Below are 17,942 nucleotides of genomic sequence, written 5' to 3' on the forward strand. Positions count from 1 at the left end.
GCCGCCAGGTCCAGGATCTATCCCAGCCTCTTCCGCTGGCTCAGATATCGCAGCGCGAGCTTGATGAAATTGTGCACCACCATCGATGTCTCGTCCTGTCTGAACACCAGGAACACGTCTGCGGCGGGCGGTGAGGGGCGGATTGGACGAAACGCGATGTCGGCTGTCGTGAAACGCGCGATCGATTGCGGCACGAGCGCGACGCCGAAGCCGGCCGCGATCAGGCTCGGGATCGACTGCGCATCGACGACCTGCTGGGATACCTTTGGCAGGAAGCCGGCATCGACGCAGCAGGTCTGTACATAGCGCGCGAAATCAGAGCTGTCGGGATCGAGCACGACGTGGTCTTCCGACGCCAGTTCGGAAAGCGCAACGCGCTTGCGTTTCGCCAAAGGGTGGTTGCGGGCCACGGCGAGGACGACCTCTTCCCGCCATGCCAGTCTGCTGACGAGGTCGCGTTCGGTGGGGACGCCACGAATGAGCGAGATATTGGTGGTACGGTTGAGCAGGGCCGCGATCTGCAGCGCCGGCGCCTGCTCGTGCACCGTCATCCTGACCAATGGCGCCACCTCCCGGTAGGCCGCAAGCAGCTCCGCAAGCCGGCCGCGCAGGATGGAGCCGGTCGCACCGAGATCCAGTGTTCCGATCAGGCCGGCGCCGATCGAGCGCACCTCGTCTTCCGCTGACTTGACCTGTTGCAGGATGGCGCGGCCGCGCAGCAGCATCGCTTCACCGGCCTGGGTCAGCTCGACCTTGCGGCTGGTCCTGTAGAGCAGCTGGGTGCCGAGCTCTGCCTCGAGGGCCTGGATATGCTGGCTGAGCGGCGGCTGCGAGATGTTCAGCCGCCGGGCGGCGAGGGTGAAGCTGCGCTCCTCGGCCACGGCAATGAAATACCTGAGCTGGCGAAGGTCCATAGCGAAAACCTATCAATCGTGTCGTTCTATATATTGGACTTGATGTCGCGCCTGGTCAACGAATGACCGATCGAGCCTCCGTCCGCCCTGCAAAGCGTCGGCCAGCTCTGCACGCAGCGGCCTCATGCCGCTGCCAACGACAACAACGGCGAAAGGCTCAAGCCGCCGATCAAGCTAGACAGATACAAGCCCAGCGAGCGAGGAAAGCCATGCCCAGGATCTTCAAGTCACTCTTCTTCCAGGTCGTCGTCGCGCTCGCGCTCGGCATTGCGCTCGGCATGGCCTATCCCGATACGGCCTTGCAGATGAAGCCGCTCGGCGACGGCTTCATCAAGCTGATCAAGATGCTGGTACCCGTCATCGTGTTCTGCGTCGTGGTGCAGGGAATTTCGGCGGCCGGAGACCTTTCGAAGGTCGGAAGGGTCGGCATCCGCGCGCTGCTCTATTTCGAGATCGTCACGTCAGTCGCCCTGGTGTTCGGCATCGCGCTGGCCTACTATTTCCAGCCCGGTGCCGGAATGAACATCAACCCGGCGACGCTCGACGCCAAGGCGCTGAGCGGATTCAGCCAGACCGCAGCTCAGGTCGCCGGCGGCGGCGTTTCCGAGTTCCTGATGAAGCTCATCCCCGGAACGATCGTCGGCGCGTTCAGCTCCGGCGATGTCCTGCAGGTCTTGATCGTCTCGATCATGTTCGGCTGTGCGGTGTCACTGTGCGGCGAGCGCGCAAGGCCGGTCGTCGATTTCGTCGAGCGGGTCAACGAGATCATCTTCAAGATGATGAACTTCGTCGTCCGGCTCGCCCCGATCGGCGTCTTCGGCGCGATCGCGTTCACCGTCGGCAAGTACGGCATCGGTTCGCTCAAGCAGCTCGGCGGCCTGGTTGGCCTGTTCTATCTGGCTGTGGTCCTGTTCGTGGTGGTCGTCCTCGGAGCGATCATGCGGCTGTCCGGCTTCAGCCTGTTCAAGCTGCTCGCGTACTTGCGCGAAGAGCTGATGATCGTGCTCGGCACCGCCGCGGGCGACAGCGTGCTGCCGCAGACCATGCGCAAGCTCGAATTGCTTGGAATCAAGCGGTCGACTGTCGGACTCGTCATCCCGACCGGTTATTCGTTCAACCTGGATGCGTTCTCAATCTACCTGACCCTGGCAGCCGTCTTCATTGCGCAGGCGACCAACACGCCGCTGGCCATGGGGGACCTGCTGGCGATCCTCGGCGTCGCGTTGCTCACCTCCAAGGGCGCCCATGGCGTCCCGGGCTCGGCCATCGTCGTCCTCGCCGCCACGCTGTCGGCAATCCCGGCCATCCCGGCGATCGGCCTCGTTCTGATCTTGTCGGTGGACTGGTTCATCGGTATTGCTCGTGCGCTCGGCAATTACGTCGGAAACTGCGTTGCGACGGTGGTCGTCGCCTCATGGGAAGGCGACCTTGATCGCGCCAAGGCGCATCGTATCCTGAACGGCGAGATGGTTCCGTCGGGCGAGACCCTGCAGGCCGAACCTGATGGCGCGGCTGCTCCCGTCGCGGGTTTGCAGACGCTGTAAGCGCGGACGCCTTTGAGGTTGGTGAATGGCGACACTTTCGATCGAGCCCCTGACGAAGCAGGCGTTCGCTCCGTTCGGCGAAGTCATCGAAACGGAGGGGGTGGCCCCCCTGTCGATCAACCAGGGCTATGCGAGGCGCTTCAACGACCTCGCCAATATCGACGTCGCCGCGGAGGGCGGACAGACCAACATCAGCTGGTTTGTCGCCTCCTTGCGTCCTGTGCCCATCGCCATTCGCCTGATGGAGCGCCATCCGCTCGGCAGCCAGTTGTTCATGCCGCTCGACGGGGCCGACTGGCTGGTCGTCGTTTGCGCAGATCCGCGCAAACCAGAGAGCTATCGGGCGTTCGCGGCGACGGGGCATCAGGGCGTGAACTACGCGCGAAATTGCTGGCACCATCCGCTCTTGGTGCTCAAGGACGCAAGCCCGTTCCTGGTCGTCGACCGCAAGGGGAACGGGAACAATCTCGAAGAATACTGGCTTGACGAGACCGTGCAGCTCGATCTCATGCCGGAAAGCCACGAGGTCTGACGATGTCATCGCGCACCTATCACGTCCCGCAGGGCGGCCTGCCGCCGCAGACGGATCTCCTTAGCGGCCGCGCGGTCTTTACGACCGCGTACGCCGTTATTCCGAGCAGCGTGCAACGCGATATCGTCGTCAGTTATTTGCCGCACTGGGACAATACGCGCGTCTGGGTGCTGGCGCGGCCGCTCTCCGGCTTCGCCGAGACGTTCTCCCACTATCTGATGGAGATCGCGCCGGCAGGAGGAAGCGACATCCCCGAGCCCGAAAAGGACGCGGAGGGAGCGCTGTTCGTCGTGGGCGGGCATGTCACTCTCAAGCTGGCGGGCAAGGAAGCCGAGCTGAGGAGCGGCGGCTTTGCCTATGTGCCGCCGGGTTGCGCGTGGAGCCTTCGCAATCGCGGCCCGGGCCCGGCCCAGCTTCACTGGATCCGCAAGCTGTACCAGCGCGTGCCGGGTTTGGCCGACCCCGAACCGATCGTGGCCAACGAAGACTCGATTGCGCCGGTGCCGATGCCTGATACGGACGGGCGGTGGGCCACCACGCGCTTCGTCGATCCCGCCGACCTCAGGCACGACATGCACGTTACCATCGTGACGTTCGAGCCGGGGGGAACGATCCCCTTCATGGAGACGCACGTCATGGAGCACGGGCTGTACGTGCTCGAAGGCAAGGCGGTCTACCGCCTCAATCGCGATTGGGTGGAGGTCGAGGCCGGCGACTATATGTGGCTGCGCGCGTTCTGCCCGCAGGCCTGCTACGCGGGAGGTCCCGGCCGATTTCGCTATCTGCTCTACAAGGACGTCAACAGGCACATGAATCTGCGGCAAGGGGCGCCGCTGATCTAGTCTTGCCGCGCGATCCAACTGCGCAGGCCGCCGATGGTGCGGAATCCGTCGGCGGCATAGCAGCGGATCGACGGAAAGGCGCCTTGCATCATCTCGGCCAGCGCATGTCCCGGGCCGAGGTCCAGCACGCGATCGACGCCTTGCTCTGCAAGAGCCTCCAGCGTCGCAGCCCAGTCGATCGGGCGTGCGACCTGGCCGGCGAGCGTCGCCGTCGCATCGGATGCACAGAAGATGCGCTCGCCGCCATCTCCGGCGAGGAGGATCCGCTGAGCTGCAATGGGCGCGTGCGTGCTCGCCGCGAACGCCTGTTGCAGGGGCTTGCAGGCCGCTTCGAGCCGTGACGTGTGCGAGGCGATCCTGACGGCGAGAAGTCCGGCCCGCGCGGCGCCCTGCGTTGTCGCCTCATGGCAGAGACCGATGACATCCCGTTCCGTGCCGCCGACCACATAGAGAAGATCGGGATTCCTGATCGCGATCTCGCAGCGATGCTTCGCAAGCAGCTGGCCGAGCGTGGTCCGATCGAGCCCGCGGACATAGCCGAGCCGGCTGTCCGGACCGGCCGCGCGGTCCATCAACCGGGCGCGGACATCGGTCAGTCGCAGGGCTTCGTCGGCGGTCCATAGTCCCGCGATGCTCCAGGCCGCCATCTCGCCAACGCTATAACCCGTGACCACGGTCTCCTTAGTCAGCAGATCGGCAATGCAGGCGTGGATCGCGAGGGCCGATGTGACGGTCAAGATCTGGCTGACGCGGTTGGCGGACAGCACGTCCGCGTTCCGCGTCCTCACGAACTCTCGCGGGTCTTCCCCGAGACGGGCCGTTGTGGCAGCGAAAACCGGCTCGGCAGCCGGCTGGCCGGCGACAAGATCAAAAATCTGGTCCGAGAGCGTGCCTTGTCCGCCGCAGAGCAGTGCCAGCATCAGGGCCCCATCCGATCGACGAACAGGGTCATGGCGAGCAGATCTGCCGAGCCGCCCGGGCTGAGGTTGCGGGCGACGAATGCCTGGTGAATATCGGCGGCGCGCTTGCGCCATCCCGAAGAGCCGACGCCTCCGGCGGCAAGGAATGCAGACGCGCTATCTTGCGCGAACCGCAATCCCTCGGCTCCGCCCCGGTGCAGCAGATTGGTGTCGGCGACTTCGGCCATCAACGCCATGCAGGTTTGAACGCGGACCGCTTCGTCATCGTCGGGCACGAGCGTCCGTGCCGCATGCAGCGCGGGAAGGGCGATGTCATAGACGGAGGGGAAACCGCAAGCGGCTTCCGCCCTGGCGCCGCCGGCGCCATAGCGGCGCGCAGCCACCGCGCCATGGCTGCGCAGCGAGATCGGGCCGTCGAGGATGGCCTCGCCCCATCGTTGCGACACCAATTCGCCGAGCGGCTTGCGGATGCCGAGCGCGCTGCGATAGCCGGCCGCGGCGCAGAGCAGGCCCAGCCCGAAGATCGCGCCGCGATGCGTGTTTACGCCCGAGGTCGCCGCCAGCATCGCGCGCTCGGCCGAAACCCCGATCGCGCGTAACCGGTCCATGCCGGCGCCCACGGCGCCTGCGGCGGCGAGCTCGTGGAAGAACGGTGCCAGCGTGTCGGCGCTTCGGCACAGCAGTTTGGCATCCATATCGCGATGTGCGCCGTTGTCGACATGGCTCACGAGCCCGGGCTTCGGATAGGTCTCGACTTCGCGCTTCAGGCAGAGCGAAGCGAGATGACCGAGCTGCTCCGCACGCAGCGCTCGTTGCGGCAGCGCTTGCCATCTCAGCGCAAGGTTCATGACACCGCACCCGACAGAAAAGCGGCGCGCGTCGTGCTCGCGACACCGGCCGGACCTTTCACAAGCACTTCGTCCTCGTCATGGCCGGTCAGCTCGCGCCATTGCACGCCCCCGGCGGGACCCATGATCTCGCCGTCCAGCCGCATCGGTGCCTGCTTGGCAATCGCGGCAATGTCGGACGGCAGGCTCTTTGCTTGCGTCACTGATGACAGCGGCCAGAGCAGATCGAGATCCGAGCTCTCGGAAAGATAGGGAAGGCCGGTGAGATGCTGCCAGGCCAGACTGCCGAAGGTGCGCGTCTCCGGCAGAAGCGCAAGCAAGAGGTCGATGGTCGCGCGCCAGTGCGCAGGCGCCGCGGCGGCGGCATCGGCCAGCAGGGGCGGCGGAGCGGATGCGACGATATCAGCGGCGGCGAGCGAGATGGCGATGCGCCGTTTGCCATGGCTTGGAGGAAGCGGCAGACCGAGCGGAACGCGGCCGGCGGTATCGCTGCAGGCCGGCCGGCGGACGATGAGGGGACGTCCCGCATGTACCCAGCCCGCGACGATCGGCTCGCTGGCAAGCTCGGGATAGCGATCCATCACCGCGGCCCATCCGGCCGTCGAGGCCTTTACCATGCTGTGGCGTGCGAGAGCTTCAGCCATGTTGCGATCCCCGATGCGCCGCGAGCGCAGCAACGCGATCGGCGATCTCGGCAGCTTTGCGCCTGCCGCCGCGTTCGGCGCCGAGCCGGCTGCGATCATCCCGTCCGTGCGACCGTTGCAGGACGGCCGCAAGCTGCGGCGCCAGCGGTGCGCTGTCGTCCCAGACGGCATGAACGCCGCCCGTCAGCACCATGTTGTCGAGCCCGGGCGCGAACACGGGCGTCGCTTCGGCCTTGGCCTCCAGCACATCGATCGGCAGCTTGGTGACCCGTGCCATCGACGGCAGGTCCATCACCGCGGGATGGGCGCCGGGCAGCGCCACCAGCGTGCCGGTGGCGAGCGCGGTGGCGATGAACGCGCCGGCGGCGCTACCGCCATAGAGCAGGCCGACGGTGCGATGGCCCTCGGCCTCCGCCAGCAGCAGCGCCTTGGCGAGATGCGACAGATATTCGCTGAGGCCGAGCAGCTCGTCGCGCTTGCTCATGCGCTGGCTGGCGGAATCCACCAGGAACAGAATCGGCGCCCGATCCTCGGACTTGACGATGTTGATCACGCGTCTCGCGAGCACGATCGCCTCGTCGGCGCCAAGCGGCTGTCCCCCGATGATGCCGAGCACGTGGATAGGTCCGCCGTCGGGCAGCATCGCCCGTCCCGCGATCATCGCGCCTGATGTGTCGATCTTGCGCCCGTTCGGAAACAGGCTGGCCAGGATGTCATCGCGCGTCATCGGCGTTCTCCCTGTCGTTGGCGGCGCGGAGGAACGCGGCGGTCGGAAGTGCGGGAATCTCGGTCGGATCGCCGATGCCGAGCGCCTGCCAGATCTCGACCGCATCTTCGGCCTCGCCAAAGCGCTGCAATCGCCGCTCCAGCCGCGCCTGCTCGGCTTCGAGCACCGCCACATCAAATCGCCTGGTGGTCCCAAGTGCCTCGATCGCAGCTTGCCGAAACGCCAGCGCCTCGTCGTCGACGAACATGTCGGCGCCGCCGATCAAATAGCGGTGCTTGCCGCCCATGGTGCGCCAGACCAGGGCGCGATCGCGCGAGTCGAATTCCTCGATGCCCTTGTTGGTCTCGATCACTTCGGGGCCGCTGACGCTGAGCCGGCCCTGTTCGGAGACAACAAGGCGCGAGCAGGTGCCAGCGATCAGGCTGCCCCCGCCATAGCAGCCGGCACGCCCGCCGATCAGGCCGACGACGTTGACGCCGGCGCAGCGCGCCTCGATCACGGCGCGCATGATTTCCGCGATCGCGAGCTCGCCGGCATTGGCTTCCTGCAGCCGCACGCCGCCGGTATCGAACAGGATCACCACGTCTTGCTTGAGCGCGCGGGCGGCGCGCAACAGGCCGGTGAGCTTGGCGCCGTGGACTTCGCCGAAAGCGCCGCCCATGAAGCGTCCTTCCTGCGCAGCGACGAGCAGCGGCGCGCCGTCCAGGCGGCCACGTCCGACCACGATGCCGTCGTCGAACTGCTCGGGCAGATCGAAGATCGACAGATGCGGGCTGATCTCGCGCAGCTCGGGGCCGATGAATTCAGAGAAGCTGCCGGCATCGAGCAGCGCGTCGATGCGCTGCCGGGCGCTCGCCTCGTACCAGCTCAGCGAGACGGCATTGGCTGTGACGGCTGTCATTGCTCCGGCTCCTCGATCTTGCGGACGCCCTGGGCAAGCCGCAGCGCCACCGTGTCGGGCCGGGCGCCACCGTCATTGACGGAGATGCGCAAGCCCCCGGCAGAGCGGCGGGCGACGAAGTCGCGGACCACGGCGTCCCACACCGTACCGAAGCCATGGGCCGCCGTTGCGATGTCGATGGTGCAGATGTCAGGCGGAAGGCCGCGTTCCAGCAGCACTTCGAGATTGCCGGAGGCGACCACGCCGACGATGGCCTGCGCGCGGGTGCCGCCGGCGGATCTGGTTGCAGTCAGTCTGAAGCTGAGCTTTTCCATGCAAAACGCCTCACCAGTTGCGGAAACGGCTCGGCGGGCGGTAGAGGCCGCCGGAGGCCAGCATGAGGTCCTTGATCGAGCGGGCCGCCAGCAGATTGCGGTCGGCGTCGAGCGGATCGATGCCGAGATCCTCGGGGCGCTGGATCACGCCGCGTTGCCGGAGCTGCTCGACCAGTTTCGTATCGCGGGCACGACCGATGTCGGTGTAGCCGGCCACGCCGCGGATGGCCTGCTCGCGCTCGTCCTTGCTGCGGCACATCAGGAGGTTGGCGATGCCTTCCTCGGTGACGATGTGGGTGACGTCGTCGGAGTAGACCATCACCGGCGCCAGATCGAGGTCGAGCTTGTGCGCCAGATCGAGCGCATCGAGCCGCTCGACGAACAAAGGCGTGTTGCGCTCGCCGAAGGTCTCGCCGATCTGCACCACCAGCTTGCGGCCGCGGCGCAGTGCCGCCTTGGAGTCGGGATCGGCTTCGGCGCCGGCCTTGAGCCAGGGTTCGCTCGGGTGACGGCGGCCGCGCGGATCGGAGCCCATGTTGGGCGCGCCGCCGAATCCGGCGATCCTGCTGGTCGTCACCGTCGAGCTGTGGCCTTCGAGATCGATCTGCAGCGTCGATCCGATGAACATGTCGCAGGCATAGAGCCCCGCGGTCTGGCAGAAGGCGCGGTTGGAGCGCAGCGAGCCGTCGGGCCCGGTGAAGAAGATGTCGGAGCGCGCCGCGACGTAATCCTCCATGCCGACTTCTGAGCCGAAGCAATGGATCTGCTCGACCCAGCCGGATTCGATTGCCGGAATCATCGTCGGATGCGGGTTGAGCGCAAAGTGCGTGCAGACCTTGCCCTTGAGCCCGAGCTTCTCGCCATAGGTCGGCAACAACAGCTCGATCGCGGCGGTGTTGAAGCCGATGCCGTGGTTGAGCCGGCGCACGCCATAGGGCGCGTAGATGCCCTTGATGGCCAGCATCGCCGTCAGGATCTGGGTCTCGGTGATGGCGGCGGGATCGCGGGTGAAGAGCGGCTCGACATAAAAGGGCCGGCCGGCCTCGACCACGAAATGCACGAGGTCGCCGGGAATGTCGACGCGCGGCACCCTGTCGACGATCTCGGTGACCTGCGCCACGACGAGACCGTTCTTGTAGCTGGTCGCCTCGACGACGGTCGGCGTGTCCTCGGTGTTCGGTCCCGTATAGAGATTGCCGTCCCTGTCGGCGCTGACCGCCGCGATCAGCGCGACGTTCGGCGTGAGATCGATGAAGTAGCGCGCGAACAGCTCGAGATAGGTATGGACGGCCCCGAGCTCGATCTTGCCGCCGAACAGCATGCGCGCGATGCGCGCCGATTGCGGGCCCGAATAGGAGAAGTCGAGCCGCCGCGCGATGCCCTTCTCGAAGATGTCGAGATGCGCGGGCAGCACCACGCCTGATTGCACCATGTGCAGGTCATGGGCATCCCGGGGGTCGAGGCTGGCGAGCGCCGAGGCGAGGATATCGGCCTGCTTCTGATTGTCGCCTTCGAGGCACACCCGCTCGCCTGACCGGATCACCGCCTTCAGAAACGGGCCGAGGTTCGGGATCGGGACGACCTTTCCCTTGGCGTGCTGTCGGCCGGCCGCCAGGCGCTCACCGAGGGCGGCCTTTTGCATACCCCAACCGCTCATTTTGGCTCCTTGGCATGCGGGAACTGGCTTTGATGGCGTTTAATGTATGCGTATTGCCTCGTTATGTCAATTAGTGTATACGTAACGCCATAAGCGATGGATATTCGCATACACAGGAGGGAATTTATGATGCGAATGCATACAGAGCGCCCACATCCGGGGGATCGCGCCCCGCTCGCGCAGGGGAGGCGCCTGTGACCATTTCCGGCGTCGCGCTGCTTGCGATCTGCACGCTGCTTGGAGGTCTGCTTGGAGACCTGCTCGGCGTCATCCTCGGTGTGAAGGCCAATGTCGGCGGGGTCGGCATTGCCATGATTTTTCTGATCGCGGCCCGGCTGTGGCTGGTGCGGCACGGCCTGCTCAGCCACGGGCTCAAGACCGGCGTCGAGTTCTGGGGCAGCTTCTACATTCCCATCGTGGTCGCGATGGCCGCGCAGCAGAACGTCGTCGCCGCGGCAAAGGGCGGCCCGATCGTCGTCATTGCCGGTGCTGGTGCGGTCGCGGTGTGTTTCGCGATGGTGGCCCTGATCGGCCGGCTCAGTGGCCGCGTCGAGACGATGGACGAGATCGAGGCCCGAGAGGCGATCGAGGCGAGCGTGCCGCACTTCAAGTCCGGGAGGATCGGATGACCATGATATCCCACGTTCTCGCAGCAAATGCGCTGATCACCGCGTTCGCCGCCGTCGGCATCCTGATGTGGATCTCCGGCGCGATCTCGAAATATCTCACCTTTGGACGCATCCACGGCTCGGCGATCGCGATCATGCTGGGTCTCGTGCTGGCCTTTTTCGGCGGCATCGCCACCGGTGGCGAGAAGGGCGTGGCCGACCTTCCGGCGCTGACCGGGATCGCCCTGATGGGCGGCGCGATGCTGCGGGACTTCGCCATCGTCGCCACCGCCTTCGAGGTCGATGTCGTCCATGCGCGCAAAGCCGGATTGATCGGTGCGGTCGCGCTCGGACTGGGAACGGTCGTCCCGTTCATCCTCGGCGTGTTTGTCGCCGCGGCGTTTGGCTACACCGATGCGATCTCGCTGACCACGATCGGTGCCGGCGCGGTCACCTATATCGTCGGACCGGTGACGGGGGCTGCGATCGGGGCATCCTCACCGGTTATTGCGCTCTCGATCGCGACCGGTGTATTCAAGGCGGTGATCGTGATGATCGGCACGCCTTTTGTGGCCAACATGATCGGCCTCAACAATCCGCGCAGCGCGATGGTGTTTGGCGGCTTGATGGGAACGGTCAGCGGCGTGTCCGGAGGGCTGGCGGCGACCGATCGGCGCCTGGTGCCTTACGGCGCATTGACCGCGACGTTTCACACGGGCCTCGGATGCCTGGTCGCACCGTCCATCCTCTACTTCACGGTGCGCGCAATCATAGGAAGCTGAATGGCGGGTCTGTTCAAAGTCGCAACCGAAGCCGAAGAAGATGGCGGGCTTCTCTCCGATCGCATCCGCAATGCGCTCACGGACGAGATTGCCTCCGGCGCGCTCGTCGCCGGTTCGGCTCTGGAAGAGCAGCAGCTTGCCGATCGCTTCGGCGCGTCCCGCACGCCGGTGCGGGAGGCGCTGCGGCAGCTCGTGGTCAGCGGGCTGGTCGAGGTCCGGGGCCGTCGTGGGGTCGTGGTGGCGCGGATGACGCCCGAGCGCATCATGGACATGTTCGAGACCAGCGCAGAGGTGGAGGCCATGTGCGTCCGCCTCGCGACCTTTCGCATGACGCCGCTTGAGCGCAGCCATCTGATCGAGCTTCACGAGAGCTCGCTGGCGATGGTCGAGGCCAACGACGTCGACGCCTATGATGCGTTCAACCGGACCTTCCACGAATGCATCTACAGCGCCACGCACAACTCGTTCATGGCCGAGCAGGCCCAGGACGTCCGTGCGCGGCTCAGCGCCTTTCGCCGCACCCAGTTGCGGCAGGGTGATCGTATCCGCAAGTCCCGCGACGAGCACGATGCCATCATGCAGGCGATCGCCGAAGGCGACGGCGATACGGCCTCGCGCCGGATGCGCGCCCATATGCTGAACGCCGCCGCGGCGCTGCGGCGCTATATCGACGATCGCGTGCGCCCCGTCGAGCCCGACGACGTCTAGCGCCGGGCGACGACGGATGCGCGTCACACCGGGAACGTCAGTGACTTCGCGAGCCTGACCAGATCGACCTGACGGCGGCTCCCTGTCTTCTCGAACACATGAAGCAGATGGGTCTTCACTGTGGCGACGGACACGCCGAGCAGATCTGAGATGGCGTCGCGCGTGTGTCCCTCGCAGATGAGCTCGAAGATGCGGATCTCGGCCGGCGTCAAATCGTAGAGCTGGTTCAGGGCAATGTGGGACATCTGCGGCGGCCCGGACGCCGACGTTACGAACAGAGCCGCGGCGGCGCGCTGGATGAGGCCAGCGCGCATCCGGCCGCGCTGCAGCGGCAGGACGTGGATGACGAGCGGATCGCCGCTGGCGCGAAGGATCGGGATGCCGATGCCCTTCTGGCCCAGTGCGGCCTCGTCCTTTGCCGCCTGTGCGATCGCCGATTGCAACGAGTTGGTCGTCTTTACGGATTGGACCGCAATTCGGCCCTGTCGGACCACGATCGGATCTTCGGCCGCAAGCATTGCCGTCGCAGCGGCGTTGCTATGGACAATCTTTGCATCCTCGTCAGCGAGCACGACGCCGACGGTCAGAGCCTCCACCGTCGCGGAGAATGTCGCGGCTTCCACCGCCTTCAAGTCGAACAGATTGCTGATGGTCACGGCGCGGCGGATGTGGGGCGTCAGCAGCCGTAATCCGCCGAGCTGAGCATCGTCGATGGGGCCGGCCGATTCATGCTGGCTGAAGATCGCGTTGCCGACCATCGCCCGGTCGCGAACGAGGCCGACGGCCACGGCGTCGAACAGGCCTTTGGGCAGAGCCCATTCGCGGTAATAGCGATTACCGGCGATGATGTCCTTCCGCACGGCCTGGGATTGAACGATCGGCTCTCCGAGCGGGTATTGCTGGATGCGCGCGGCGCCGCCCCAGAGTTCGATGATATCAGGCCCATAGCCGATGGCGTTTTGGGCCATCTCGGCCAGGTTGGATCCGGAGACCGCATTGACGAGGGCCTTCCGATTCGTGAGGCTGGCGGCCGAGAGCGCGCCGGTGGCAAAGCCGAGCCGAGCGCAAATTCCCTCCAGGACGTCGGTCCAGCGTTCGGGGGCGATGACACAATCGTAGATATCACCAATGAGATCAGAGAATTCTTCGATCGAAACCTGCTGCATTCCAACCGCTCATTTGGACGCAATTCCGAACGAACTGCGTCACTTCAAAGTCATTCCGGGCCGACGATCATCCGTCCGATCGCGGATGTGACTGCCCGACAAACAGGGCCTTAATGAGCCAAAGTCTTATCATCGTGACCCCGTGACACAATGAGCCACCGAGCGCAGGCGGTGGTCTGTGCCTGAGTAAAATGGTGGCAGATGCAAAGCTGCGTATACAGATCGATTCGTATTGCAGGCTTTCGCGATACCCCTCGCACTCCTGTGCCGCCCAAGCGGCCGGCATCAGCTCATGGCTTGATCCTGGCAAAGCTGACGACGCCGAGCCCTTTGTCGACCGAGCGGTCGAATACGGTGAAGTAGTTGTTCATCAGCGGCAGCCCGAGAATCGACGGGCCCTTTTCGGGGCCGAGGGCCAGCGAGGCGTGGCCGGCTTTCGGCGCGTTGGTCTGCCAATAGGTTTGCGGCGTGACCTCCAGGATGACGTCGCTGCCGAGCGCGCCTTCCAGCACGAAGGTCAACACCGGCCAGTCTTTCAGCTTGAGCTTGCTCATCGGCAGGTAGCCTGCGTGAATCTCATCCTCGAAGCCGAGGGATTTGAACCGGGCGAGGACCTCCTTGAACACCGGCCTGTCGAGATAGATTGCCGTGGTGCCGCTGTCGACGATGGCATTGGACGGATCGTGGCTGGCCTTGGTCGGCGGGAAGGCTTGGACAGGCGCGGTCTTTCCGACCCTGACCGACTTCAGATTGACATTGTAGTAGGTGTCGTGAACCACGCGCGCGACCTGGAAGGCGCCGTCGTAGAGATCCGTTTGCTCCTCGCCGCCGCCGAAGATGAGAAATCCATTGTTCAGCGAATCCGTCGCGGGCTTCACCGTCGCCTTGTTGACCGCGGATCGCAATGTGTAGAACGCGAACTTGTTGGCGACCAGGCCCGCGGCCTCCAGTTGCGAGAAATACGGCTCGATATAGGCGCGGTGGCCTTTCTGAATCTGGTTGTAGGTGTAGCGGGGTGGAATGGTCCGCCCCGGCATCGTGTAGGCGTCGTTGAGCCTGCTGTAGGCAAGACCGAGGATGCCGCCATGCGACTTCCCGAACATCTCCTCGGTCGCGTGATACGCGACGGCCGTATGGACCTTGGACAGGACGAGGGGATGAGCGGAGTTGACGGTGATATCGGTCAGCACGATGCCGCCGACCCAGCGGCTGCGATCTTCGTAGGAAACCTCCTGGCCGATGTTGGTGAGCTTGGCTGCGCTGTCCTTGGTCGGGTCGTAGAAATGGCCATCCACCGCCAACGTGCTGCTGCCGGTATCGAGAAGCACGTCGATCTCGATCTTCTTGCTGCCGACATAGATCTTGCCGCTGTAGTCGCCGTCGTTGAGGACGTTGGTGATGGGCATCCGCACGGTGGTTGGAGAGATTCTTCCGCCGAGCGCAGCTGCAGCGCTGTGGATCGGGTGCGTCAATTGCGGAGCGATCAGCGCCTTTGGCAGGTTGGCTTTCCTCGTGGCTTTGGCCATCACGCACCTCTCTGATCAAATATTGCGGCGTTGCCGCGCGCTGTCGGGTTGAGGCGGAATTCTCAGGGGTTGCTGGCGGTCGCTCCACAGTCGGGCAGGAAGCTGCCGAGCGTCAGATGGTTCGTATGAATTGCGAGATCAAAATCGATAGTCCAAATGCCGTCGAGACAGGGATTGCGACCCGCCGGAAAGCGGGCTGCAACGTATGACCGGTCCCAAGGCAGGGTTCAGCATAAGGCGAGAATCTGCGCGACGCAACGTCAGCGCGATTACTCTAGCGCCCGGCCTTCGCGAGATTCGCCAGGCTCGCCGCCAGCTCGTCACTTCGGAACGGCTTTGTCAGCCGCGACAGCTCCGGCGAGATGCCTTCGTTGTTGGCGTAGCCTGATACGACGAGGATCTGGAGCTCGGGAATCTGGTCGCGCAGCGTCAGCCCAAGGTCCGTGCCGCTCATGCCGGGCATCAGATGGTCCGTGACCAGCAGGTTCGGCCGCAGGCCATCCTTGACGCGCTGAAGCGCATCCTCCGCCGAACCTGTTTCGACGACCCTGTAGCCGAGCTCGCTCAGCATCTCGGCGGTGCTCATGCGCGCCAGCGGTTCGTCGTCCACCAGCAGTGCGGTGCCGGCGGGCAGCGGTCGCGGTTTTGCCTGCGAGGCGGTATCGATCGTGCCCGCGGCCGTGTGGCTGACCGGCAGCCACAATTCGACTGTGGTGCCTGCTCCCACCGTGCTCTTGATCGTCAGCGCCCCGCCGAGCTGTGACGCCAGGCCGTGGACCATCGAAAGACCAAGTCCGGTGCCTTGTCCGATCCCCTTGGTCGAGAAGAATGGCTCGACGGCGTGAGCCAGCGTCTCTTCGTTCATGCCGATGCCGGTATCCGCAACCGAGATACAGACATAGGTGCCCGGCGCCAAATCTGAGCCGTGGGCGTGCTCGATTGTCCTCGTCTTGGCCGAGATACGCAACTTGCCGCCGTCGGGCATCGCATCACGCGCGTTCACGCTGAGGTTCAGGATTGCCATCTCGATCTGGTTGGGATCGGCCATGGCCTCTGGCAGCCCTTCCGGTGTGTCCACCGTCACCTGGATCTGCGGGCCGGTCGTGCTGGAGATCAGCTCGCCCATGTCGGTGACGAGCCGGCCGATATTGACGGGAACAGCCTGAAGCGGCTGCCTGCGCGCGAAAGCAAGCAGGCGCTGCACCAGCGTCTTGGCGCGTTCGGCCGCCTGCGCGGCGCCCGCGATCAGGCGGCGTTCGCGCTCGCCGCCGATGCCCCTGCGCTGGAACAGGTCGAGCAGGCCGACGATCGGCGTCAGCAGATTGTTGAAATCATGCGCGACGCCGCCGGTGAGCTGGCCCATTGCCTCCATCTTCTGTGCATGACGCAGCGCTTCCTCGGCCTGCGCCAATCGCGCCTGCTCCTCGAGGCGATCCGTCACGTCCGTCCCGGTCACGAATGCGCCGATCCTCGCACCGTCGGGAGTACGCAGCGCCTCGAACTTCATCTCGTGGACGCGGCGGTCGAACCTGATATCGCCGAATTGATCGATGCTGGTGAAAGCTTCGCCCGCAAGTGCGCGCCCCCAGATCGCCGTTGTAGCGAGATGCTCGGGCCGGTCTGCCAGGAATTCGTGCAGGGAATCGCCGACCTTCGGCCGCTTGCCGTAGATGCGCTGGTAGGCGTCGGCGCAGGAGGCGTTGATGGCAAGCCAGCGATAGTCGAGATCGAGCGCCTGGATCTGGCCGTCGGTGGTTTCCACGATGGTGGCGAGCAAATGCCGCTCGGCGGTGCGTTCGGCGACACGCTGCTCGAGCGTGGCATTGAGCTCCCTGTAGCGCGCCTCGCTCGCCCGCAGCTGGGCCTCACCCAGCACGCGTTCACTGGTCTCGGAGACAATGCAGAGCACGCCACCGACAGAGCCGTCATCGTCAGCGATCGCCGAATAGGAGACGTCCCAGTAGCTCGTCTCGCCATAGCCATGGCGCTCGACATAGAAGGGACGATCCTTTGCCGCGAAGGTCTTTCTCGTTTGGCGCACGCCCGACAGGAGCGGCTCGAGATCATCCCACAGCTCGCCCCAGTTCTCGATCGCGGGCCGGCCGAGGGCGCGGGGGTGATTGGCGCCGATACCGGGAGCGTAGGCATCGTTGTAGAGTGCGACGTATTCAGGGCCCCAGAACAGCACGATCTGGGCCTGTGCGGCCAGCAGCATGCTGACCGTCGTCTTGAGGGCCTGGGACCATTGGCGGGGAGGGCCGAGCGGCGAGGCTGACCAGTCGAGGGCACGCATCATCGTACCCAGCTCACCTCCCTCGGAGAGGAAGCCGACATCAGTTGACTGCCGAGCAGCTTTCTCCGACAGCACCGGACCCCCTCGCGACGCGTGACCTGGGCGTCCTTGCCCATTCGAGCCCGGATTTCAGGGACTCGTACAAGCTCTCGTAACGCGCGGGCAGCCTTGCGGTTCCATCGGTGGGGTTTGGCGTTACCCTCGTGCTATTGCTGCCGCGCGACGGGCCGCAACTGTTCTATGGCTTGCGCCATCACATCGCACGCTGGAAGAAGATATCATTTGAGGCGCGGTTACGGAGAATTTGCATGAAGCCCTATGTCATCTGCCTGATGCATTCGAGCCTCGACGGCCGCACCCATCCGAGCCGCTGGCGCCCGAAGGGCGCCGGCACCGACTGGTTCGAGAAGATCCATGACGAGCTCGGCGGCGATGCCTGGGTGATCGGCCGCGTCACCGGCTCGGAGTTCGCCAAGGGCAAGCCCTATCCTGAGACGGCGAACGAGAAGTTACCGCGCGAAAACTGGTTTGTGCGGCGCGATGCCAAAAGCTACGGCGTCGTGCTCGACGCGCACGGCAAGATCGGTTGGGGCCGCTCCGACATCGGCGGCGATCCCATCGTCGTGGTGCTGACTGAGAGCGTGCCGGATTCGCATCTCGCCGGCCTGCGCGGCGAAGGCGTATCCTACGTCTTTGCCGGCAAGACCGAGATCGACCTTGCACTGACGGTCGAGATCCTCAACCGCGAGCTTGGCGTGAAGCGCCTGCTGGTGGAGGGCGGCGGGGTCGCGAACGGCGCGTTCCTGCGCGCCGGCCTGATCGACGAATTCAACCTGATCCTCAGCCCCGCCATCGACGGCGCCAAGGGGGCGCCCTTCGTGTTCGATTCGACCGAGGCCGATAGCGACAAGCGCGCGCCGCTCGCGACGATGACGCTGGAGAGCACGCGCGACCTCGGCGGCGGCGTCCTGCTGCTGCGCTATCTGATCCGGAACGATGTGGCGCCGCAGTAGCGA

18 protein-coding genes are annotated in these 17,942 nt (G+C 65.1%); 7 read left to right on the plus strand and 11 right to left on the minus strand.

What is annotated here, in order from left to right:
• Positions 1-17 precede the first annotated feature (17 nt).
• Positions 18-914, minus strand: coding sequence for a LysR substrate-binding domain-containing protein (locus tag XH89_RS04630; protein ID WP_194465938.1), 897 nt, complete (start codon positions 912-914; stop codon positions 18-20).
• 209 nt (positions 915-1,123) lie between these two features.
• Here XH89_RS04630 and dctA point away from each other — a divergent pair, with 209 nt between their 5' ends.
• The 3 genes from dctA to XH89_RS04645 are packed head-to-tail and all read left to right on the plus strand — an operon-like array spanning position 1,124 to position 3,832.
• Complete coding sequence (dctA, locus tag XH89_RS04635) at positions 1,124-2,458, plus strand: C4-dicarboxylate transporter DctA (RefSeq protein ID WP_194465939.1); 1,335 nt, start codon at positions 1,124-1,126, stop codon at positions 2,456-2,458.
• A gap of 25 nt (positions 2,459-2,483) precedes the next feature.
• Positions 2,484-2,990: an ureidoglycolate lyase gene (locus tag XH89_RS04640; protein WP_194465940.1), complete on the plus strand. Its 507-nt coding sequence runs from the start codon at positions 2,484-2,486 to the stop codon at positions 2,988-2,990.
• Positions 2,991-2,992: 2 nt separating this feature from the next.
• Positions 2,993-3,832, plus strand: coding sequence for a bifunctional allantoicase/(S)-ureidoglycine aminohydrolase (locus tag XH89_RS04645; protein WP_194465941.1), 840 nt, complete (start codon positions 2,993-2,995; stop codon positions 3,830-3,832).
• Here XH89_RS04645 and XH89_RS04650 read toward each other — a convergent pair.
• From XH89_RS04650 to mdcA, 7 genes are read right to left on the minus strand one after another with little or no spacing between them, the layout of a single operon-like run.
• Positions 3,829-4,752 carry an acyltransferase domain-containing protein gene (locus XH89_RS04650; RefSeq protein WP_194465942.1) on the minus strand — a complete coding sequence of 308 codons (924 nt, stop codon included), beginning with the start codon at positions 4,750-4,752 and terminating at the stop codon, positions 3,829-3,831. The two genes, XH89_RS04645 and XH89_RS04650, sit on opposite strands and share 4 nt — an antisense overlap.
• Entirely contained in the window at positions 4,752-5,600 is an 849-nt protein-coding gene (gene mdcB / locus XH89_RS04655; RefSeq protein ID WP_194465943.1) for a triphosphoribosyl-dephospho-CoA synthase MdcB, read from the minus strand. Before mdcB ends, XH89_RS04650 begins: the two co-directional genes overlap by 1 nt.
• On the minus strand, positions 5,597-6,244 hold the full coding sequence (gene mdcG / locus XH89_RS04660) for a malonate decarboxylase holo-[acyl-carrier-protein] synthase (RefSeq protein ID WP_194465944.1): 648 nt from the start codon (positions 6,242-6,244) through the stop codon (positions 5,597-5,599). Before mdcG ends, mdcB begins: the two co-directional genes overlap by 4 nt.
• The gene (gene mdcE, locus XH89_RS04665) at positions 6,237-6,971 is read right to left on the minus strand and encodes a biotin-independent malonate decarboxylase subunit gamma (protein ID WP_194465945.1); all 735 of its coding nucleotides are present in this window, start codon (positions 6,969-6,971) and stop codon (positions 6,237-6,239) included. Before mdcE ends, mdcG begins: the two co-directional genes overlap by 8 nt.
• The gene (locus tag XH89_RS04670) at positions 6,958-7,872 is read right to left on the minus strand and encodes a biotin-independent malonate decarboxylase subunit beta (protein WP_194465946.1); all 915 of its coding nucleotides are present in this window, start codon (positions 7,870-7,872) and stop codon (positions 6,958-6,960) included. The genes mdcE and XH89_RS04670 overlap by 14 nt, the downstream gene beginning before the upstream one ends.
• Entirely contained in the window at positions 7,869-8,186 is a 318-nt protein-coding gene (gene mdcC / locus XH89_RS04675) for a malonate decarboxylase acyl carrier protein (protein ID WP_194465947.1), read from the minus strand. Before mdcC ends, XH89_RS04670 begins: the two co-directional genes overlap by 4 nt.
• Positions 8,187-8,196: 10 nt before the next feature.
• Positions 8,197-9,843 carry a malonate decarboxylase subunit alpha gene (gene mdcA, locus XH89_RS04680; RefSeq protein WP_194465948.1) on the minus strand — a complete coding sequence of 549 codons (1,647 nt, stop codon included), beginning with the start codon at positions 9,841-9,843 and terminating at the stop codon, positions 8,197-8,199.
• Positions 9,844-10,037: 194 nt separating this feature from the next.
• On the opposite strand from mdcA, the gene madL reads away from it, so the two are divergent.
• Genes madL through XH89_RS04695 form a run of 3 tightly spaced genes read left to right on the plus strand, consistent with a single transcriptional unit; the run spans position 10,038 to position 11,941 of the window.
• Positions 10,038-10,472, plus strand: coding sequence for a malonate transporter subunit MadL (gene madL / locus XH89_RS04685; protein ID WP_194465949.1), 435 nt, complete (start codon positions 10,038-10,040; stop codon positions 10,470-10,472).
• Positions 10,469-11,233 carry a malonate transporter subunit MadM gene (gene madM, locus XH89_RS04690; protein ID WP_194465950.1) on the plus strand — a complete coding sequence of 255 codons (765 nt, stop codon included), beginning with the start codon at positions 10,469-10,471 and terminating at the stop codon, positions 11,231-11,233. The genes madL and madM overlap by 4 nt, the downstream gene beginning before the upstream one ends.
• Positions 11,234-11,941, plus strand: coding sequence for a GntR family transcriptional regulator (locus XH89_RS04695; protein WP_194465951.1), 708 nt, complete (start codon positions 11,234-11,236; stop codon positions 11,939-11,941).
• A gap of 23 nt (positions 11,942-11,964) precedes the next feature.
• On the opposite strand, the gene XH89_RS04700 is transcribed toward XH89_RS04695, so the two are convergent.
• From XH89_RS04700 to XH89_RS04710, 3 genes are all read right to left on the minus strand, one after another.
• Entirely contained in the window at positions 11,965-13,107 is a 1,143-nt protein-coding gene (locus XH89_RS04700; RefSeq protein WP_194465952.1) for a LuxR family transcriptional regulator, read from the minus strand.
• A 290-nt stretch (positions 13,108-13,397) separates the two neighbouring features.
• Positions 13,398-14,633, minus strand: coding sequence for a pepsin-like aspartic protease (locus XH89_RS04705; RefSeq protein WP_194465953.1), 1,236 nt, complete (start codon positions 14,631-14,633; stop codon positions 13,398-13,400).
• Positions 14,634-14,907: 274 nt separating this feature from the next.
• Complete coding sequence (locus XH89_RS04710; protein WP_194465954.1) at positions 14,908-16,929, minus strand: ATP-binding protein; 2,022 nt, start codon at positions 16,927-16,929, stop codon at positions 14,908-14,910.
• A 305-nt stretch (positions 16,930-17,234) separates the two neighbouring features.
• Between XH89_RS04710 and XH89_RS04715 the strand changes: the two genes are divergently transcribed.
• A complete protein-coding gene (locus XH89_RS04715; protein ID WP_194465955.1) occupies positions 17,235-17,939 on the plus strand; it encodes a dihydrofolate reductase family protein in 705 nt (234 codons plus the stop codon).
• The last annotated feature ends 3 nt before the right edge of the window (positions 17,940-17,942 follow it).

The sequence above is a fragment of the Bradyrhizobium sp. CCBAU 53340 genome (assembly GCF_015291645.1).
GTDB lineage: Bacteria > Pseudomonadota > Alphaproteobacteria > Rhizobiales > Xanthobacteraceae > Bradyrhizobium.

What these genes read in the sequence shown, in the direction of transcription:
- XH89_RS04630 (WP_194465938.1), bottom strand. Translation starts at nt 914, where the DNA reads ATGGACCTTCGCCAGCTCAGGTATTTCATTGCCGTGGCCGAGGAGCGC.
- dctA (WP_194465939.1), top strand. Translation starts at nt 1,124, where the DNA reads ATGCCCAGGATCTTCAAGTCACTCTTCTTCCAGGTCGTCGTCGCGCTC.
- XH89_RS04640 (WP_194465940.1), top strand. Translation starts at nt 2,484, where the DNA reads ATGGCGACACTTTCGATCGAGCCCCTGACGAAGCAGGCGTTCGCTCCG.
- XH89_RS04645 (WP_194465941.1), top strand. Translation starts at nt 2,993, where the DNA reads ATGTCATCGCGCACCTATCACGTCCCGCAGGGCGGCCTGCCGCCGCAG.
- XH89_RS04650 (WP_194465942.1), bottom strand. Translation starts at nt 4,752, where the DNA reads ATGCTGGCACTGCTCTGCGGCGGACAAGGCACGCTCTCGGACCAGATT.
- mdcB (WP_194465943.1), bottom strand. Translation starts at nt 5,600, where the DNA reads ATGAACCTTGCGCTGAGATGGCAAGCGCTGCCGCAACGAGCGCTGCGT.
- mdcG (WP_194465944.1), bottom strand. Translation starts at nt 6,244, where the DNA reads ATGGCTGAAGCTCTCGCACGCCACAGCATGGTAAAGGCCTCGACGGCC.
- mdcE (WP_194465945.1), bottom strand. Translation starts at nt 6,971, where the DNA reads ATGACGCGCGATGACATCCTGGCCAGCCTGTTTCCGAACGGGCGCAAG.
- XH89_RS04670 (WP_194465946.1), bottom strand. Translation starts at nt 7,872, where the DNA reads ATGACAGCCGTCACAGCCAATGCCGTCTCGCTGAGCTGGTACGAGGCG.
- mdcC (WP_194465947.1), bottom strand. Translation starts at nt 8,186, where the DNA reads ATGGAAAAGCTCAGCTTCAGACTGACTGCAACCAGATCCGCCGGCGGC.
- mdcA (WP_194465948.1), bottom strand. Translation starts at nt 9,843, where the DNA reads ATGAGCGGTTGGGGTATGCAAAAGGCCGCCCTCGGTGAGCGCCTGGCG.
- madM (WP_194465950.1), top strand. Translation starts at nt 10,469, where the DNA reads ATGACCATGATATCCCACGTTCTCGCAGCAAATGCGCTGATCACCGCG.
- XH89_RS04695 (WP_194465951.1), top strand. Translation starts at nt 11,234, where the DNA reads ATGGCGGGTCTGTTCAAAGTCGCAACCGAAGCCGAAGAAGATGGCGGG.
- XH89_RS04700 (WP_194465952.1), bottom strand. Translation starts at nt 13,107, where the DNA reads ATGCAGCAGGTTTCGATCGAAGAATTCTCTGATCTCATTGGTGATATC.
- XH89_RS04705 (WP_194465953.1), bottom strand. Translation starts at nt 14,633, where the DNA reads ATGGCCAAAGCCACGAGGAAAGCCAACCTGCCAAAGGCGCTGATCGCT.
- XH89_RS04710 (WP_194465954.1), bottom strand. Translation starts at nt 16,929, where the DNA reads ATGATGCGTGCCCTCGACTGGTCAGCCTCGCCGCTCGGCCCTCCCCGC.
- XH89_RS04715 (WP_194465955.1), top strand. Translation starts at nt 17,235, where the DNA reads ATGAAGCCCTATGTCATCTGCCTGATGCATTCGAGCCTCGACGGCCGC.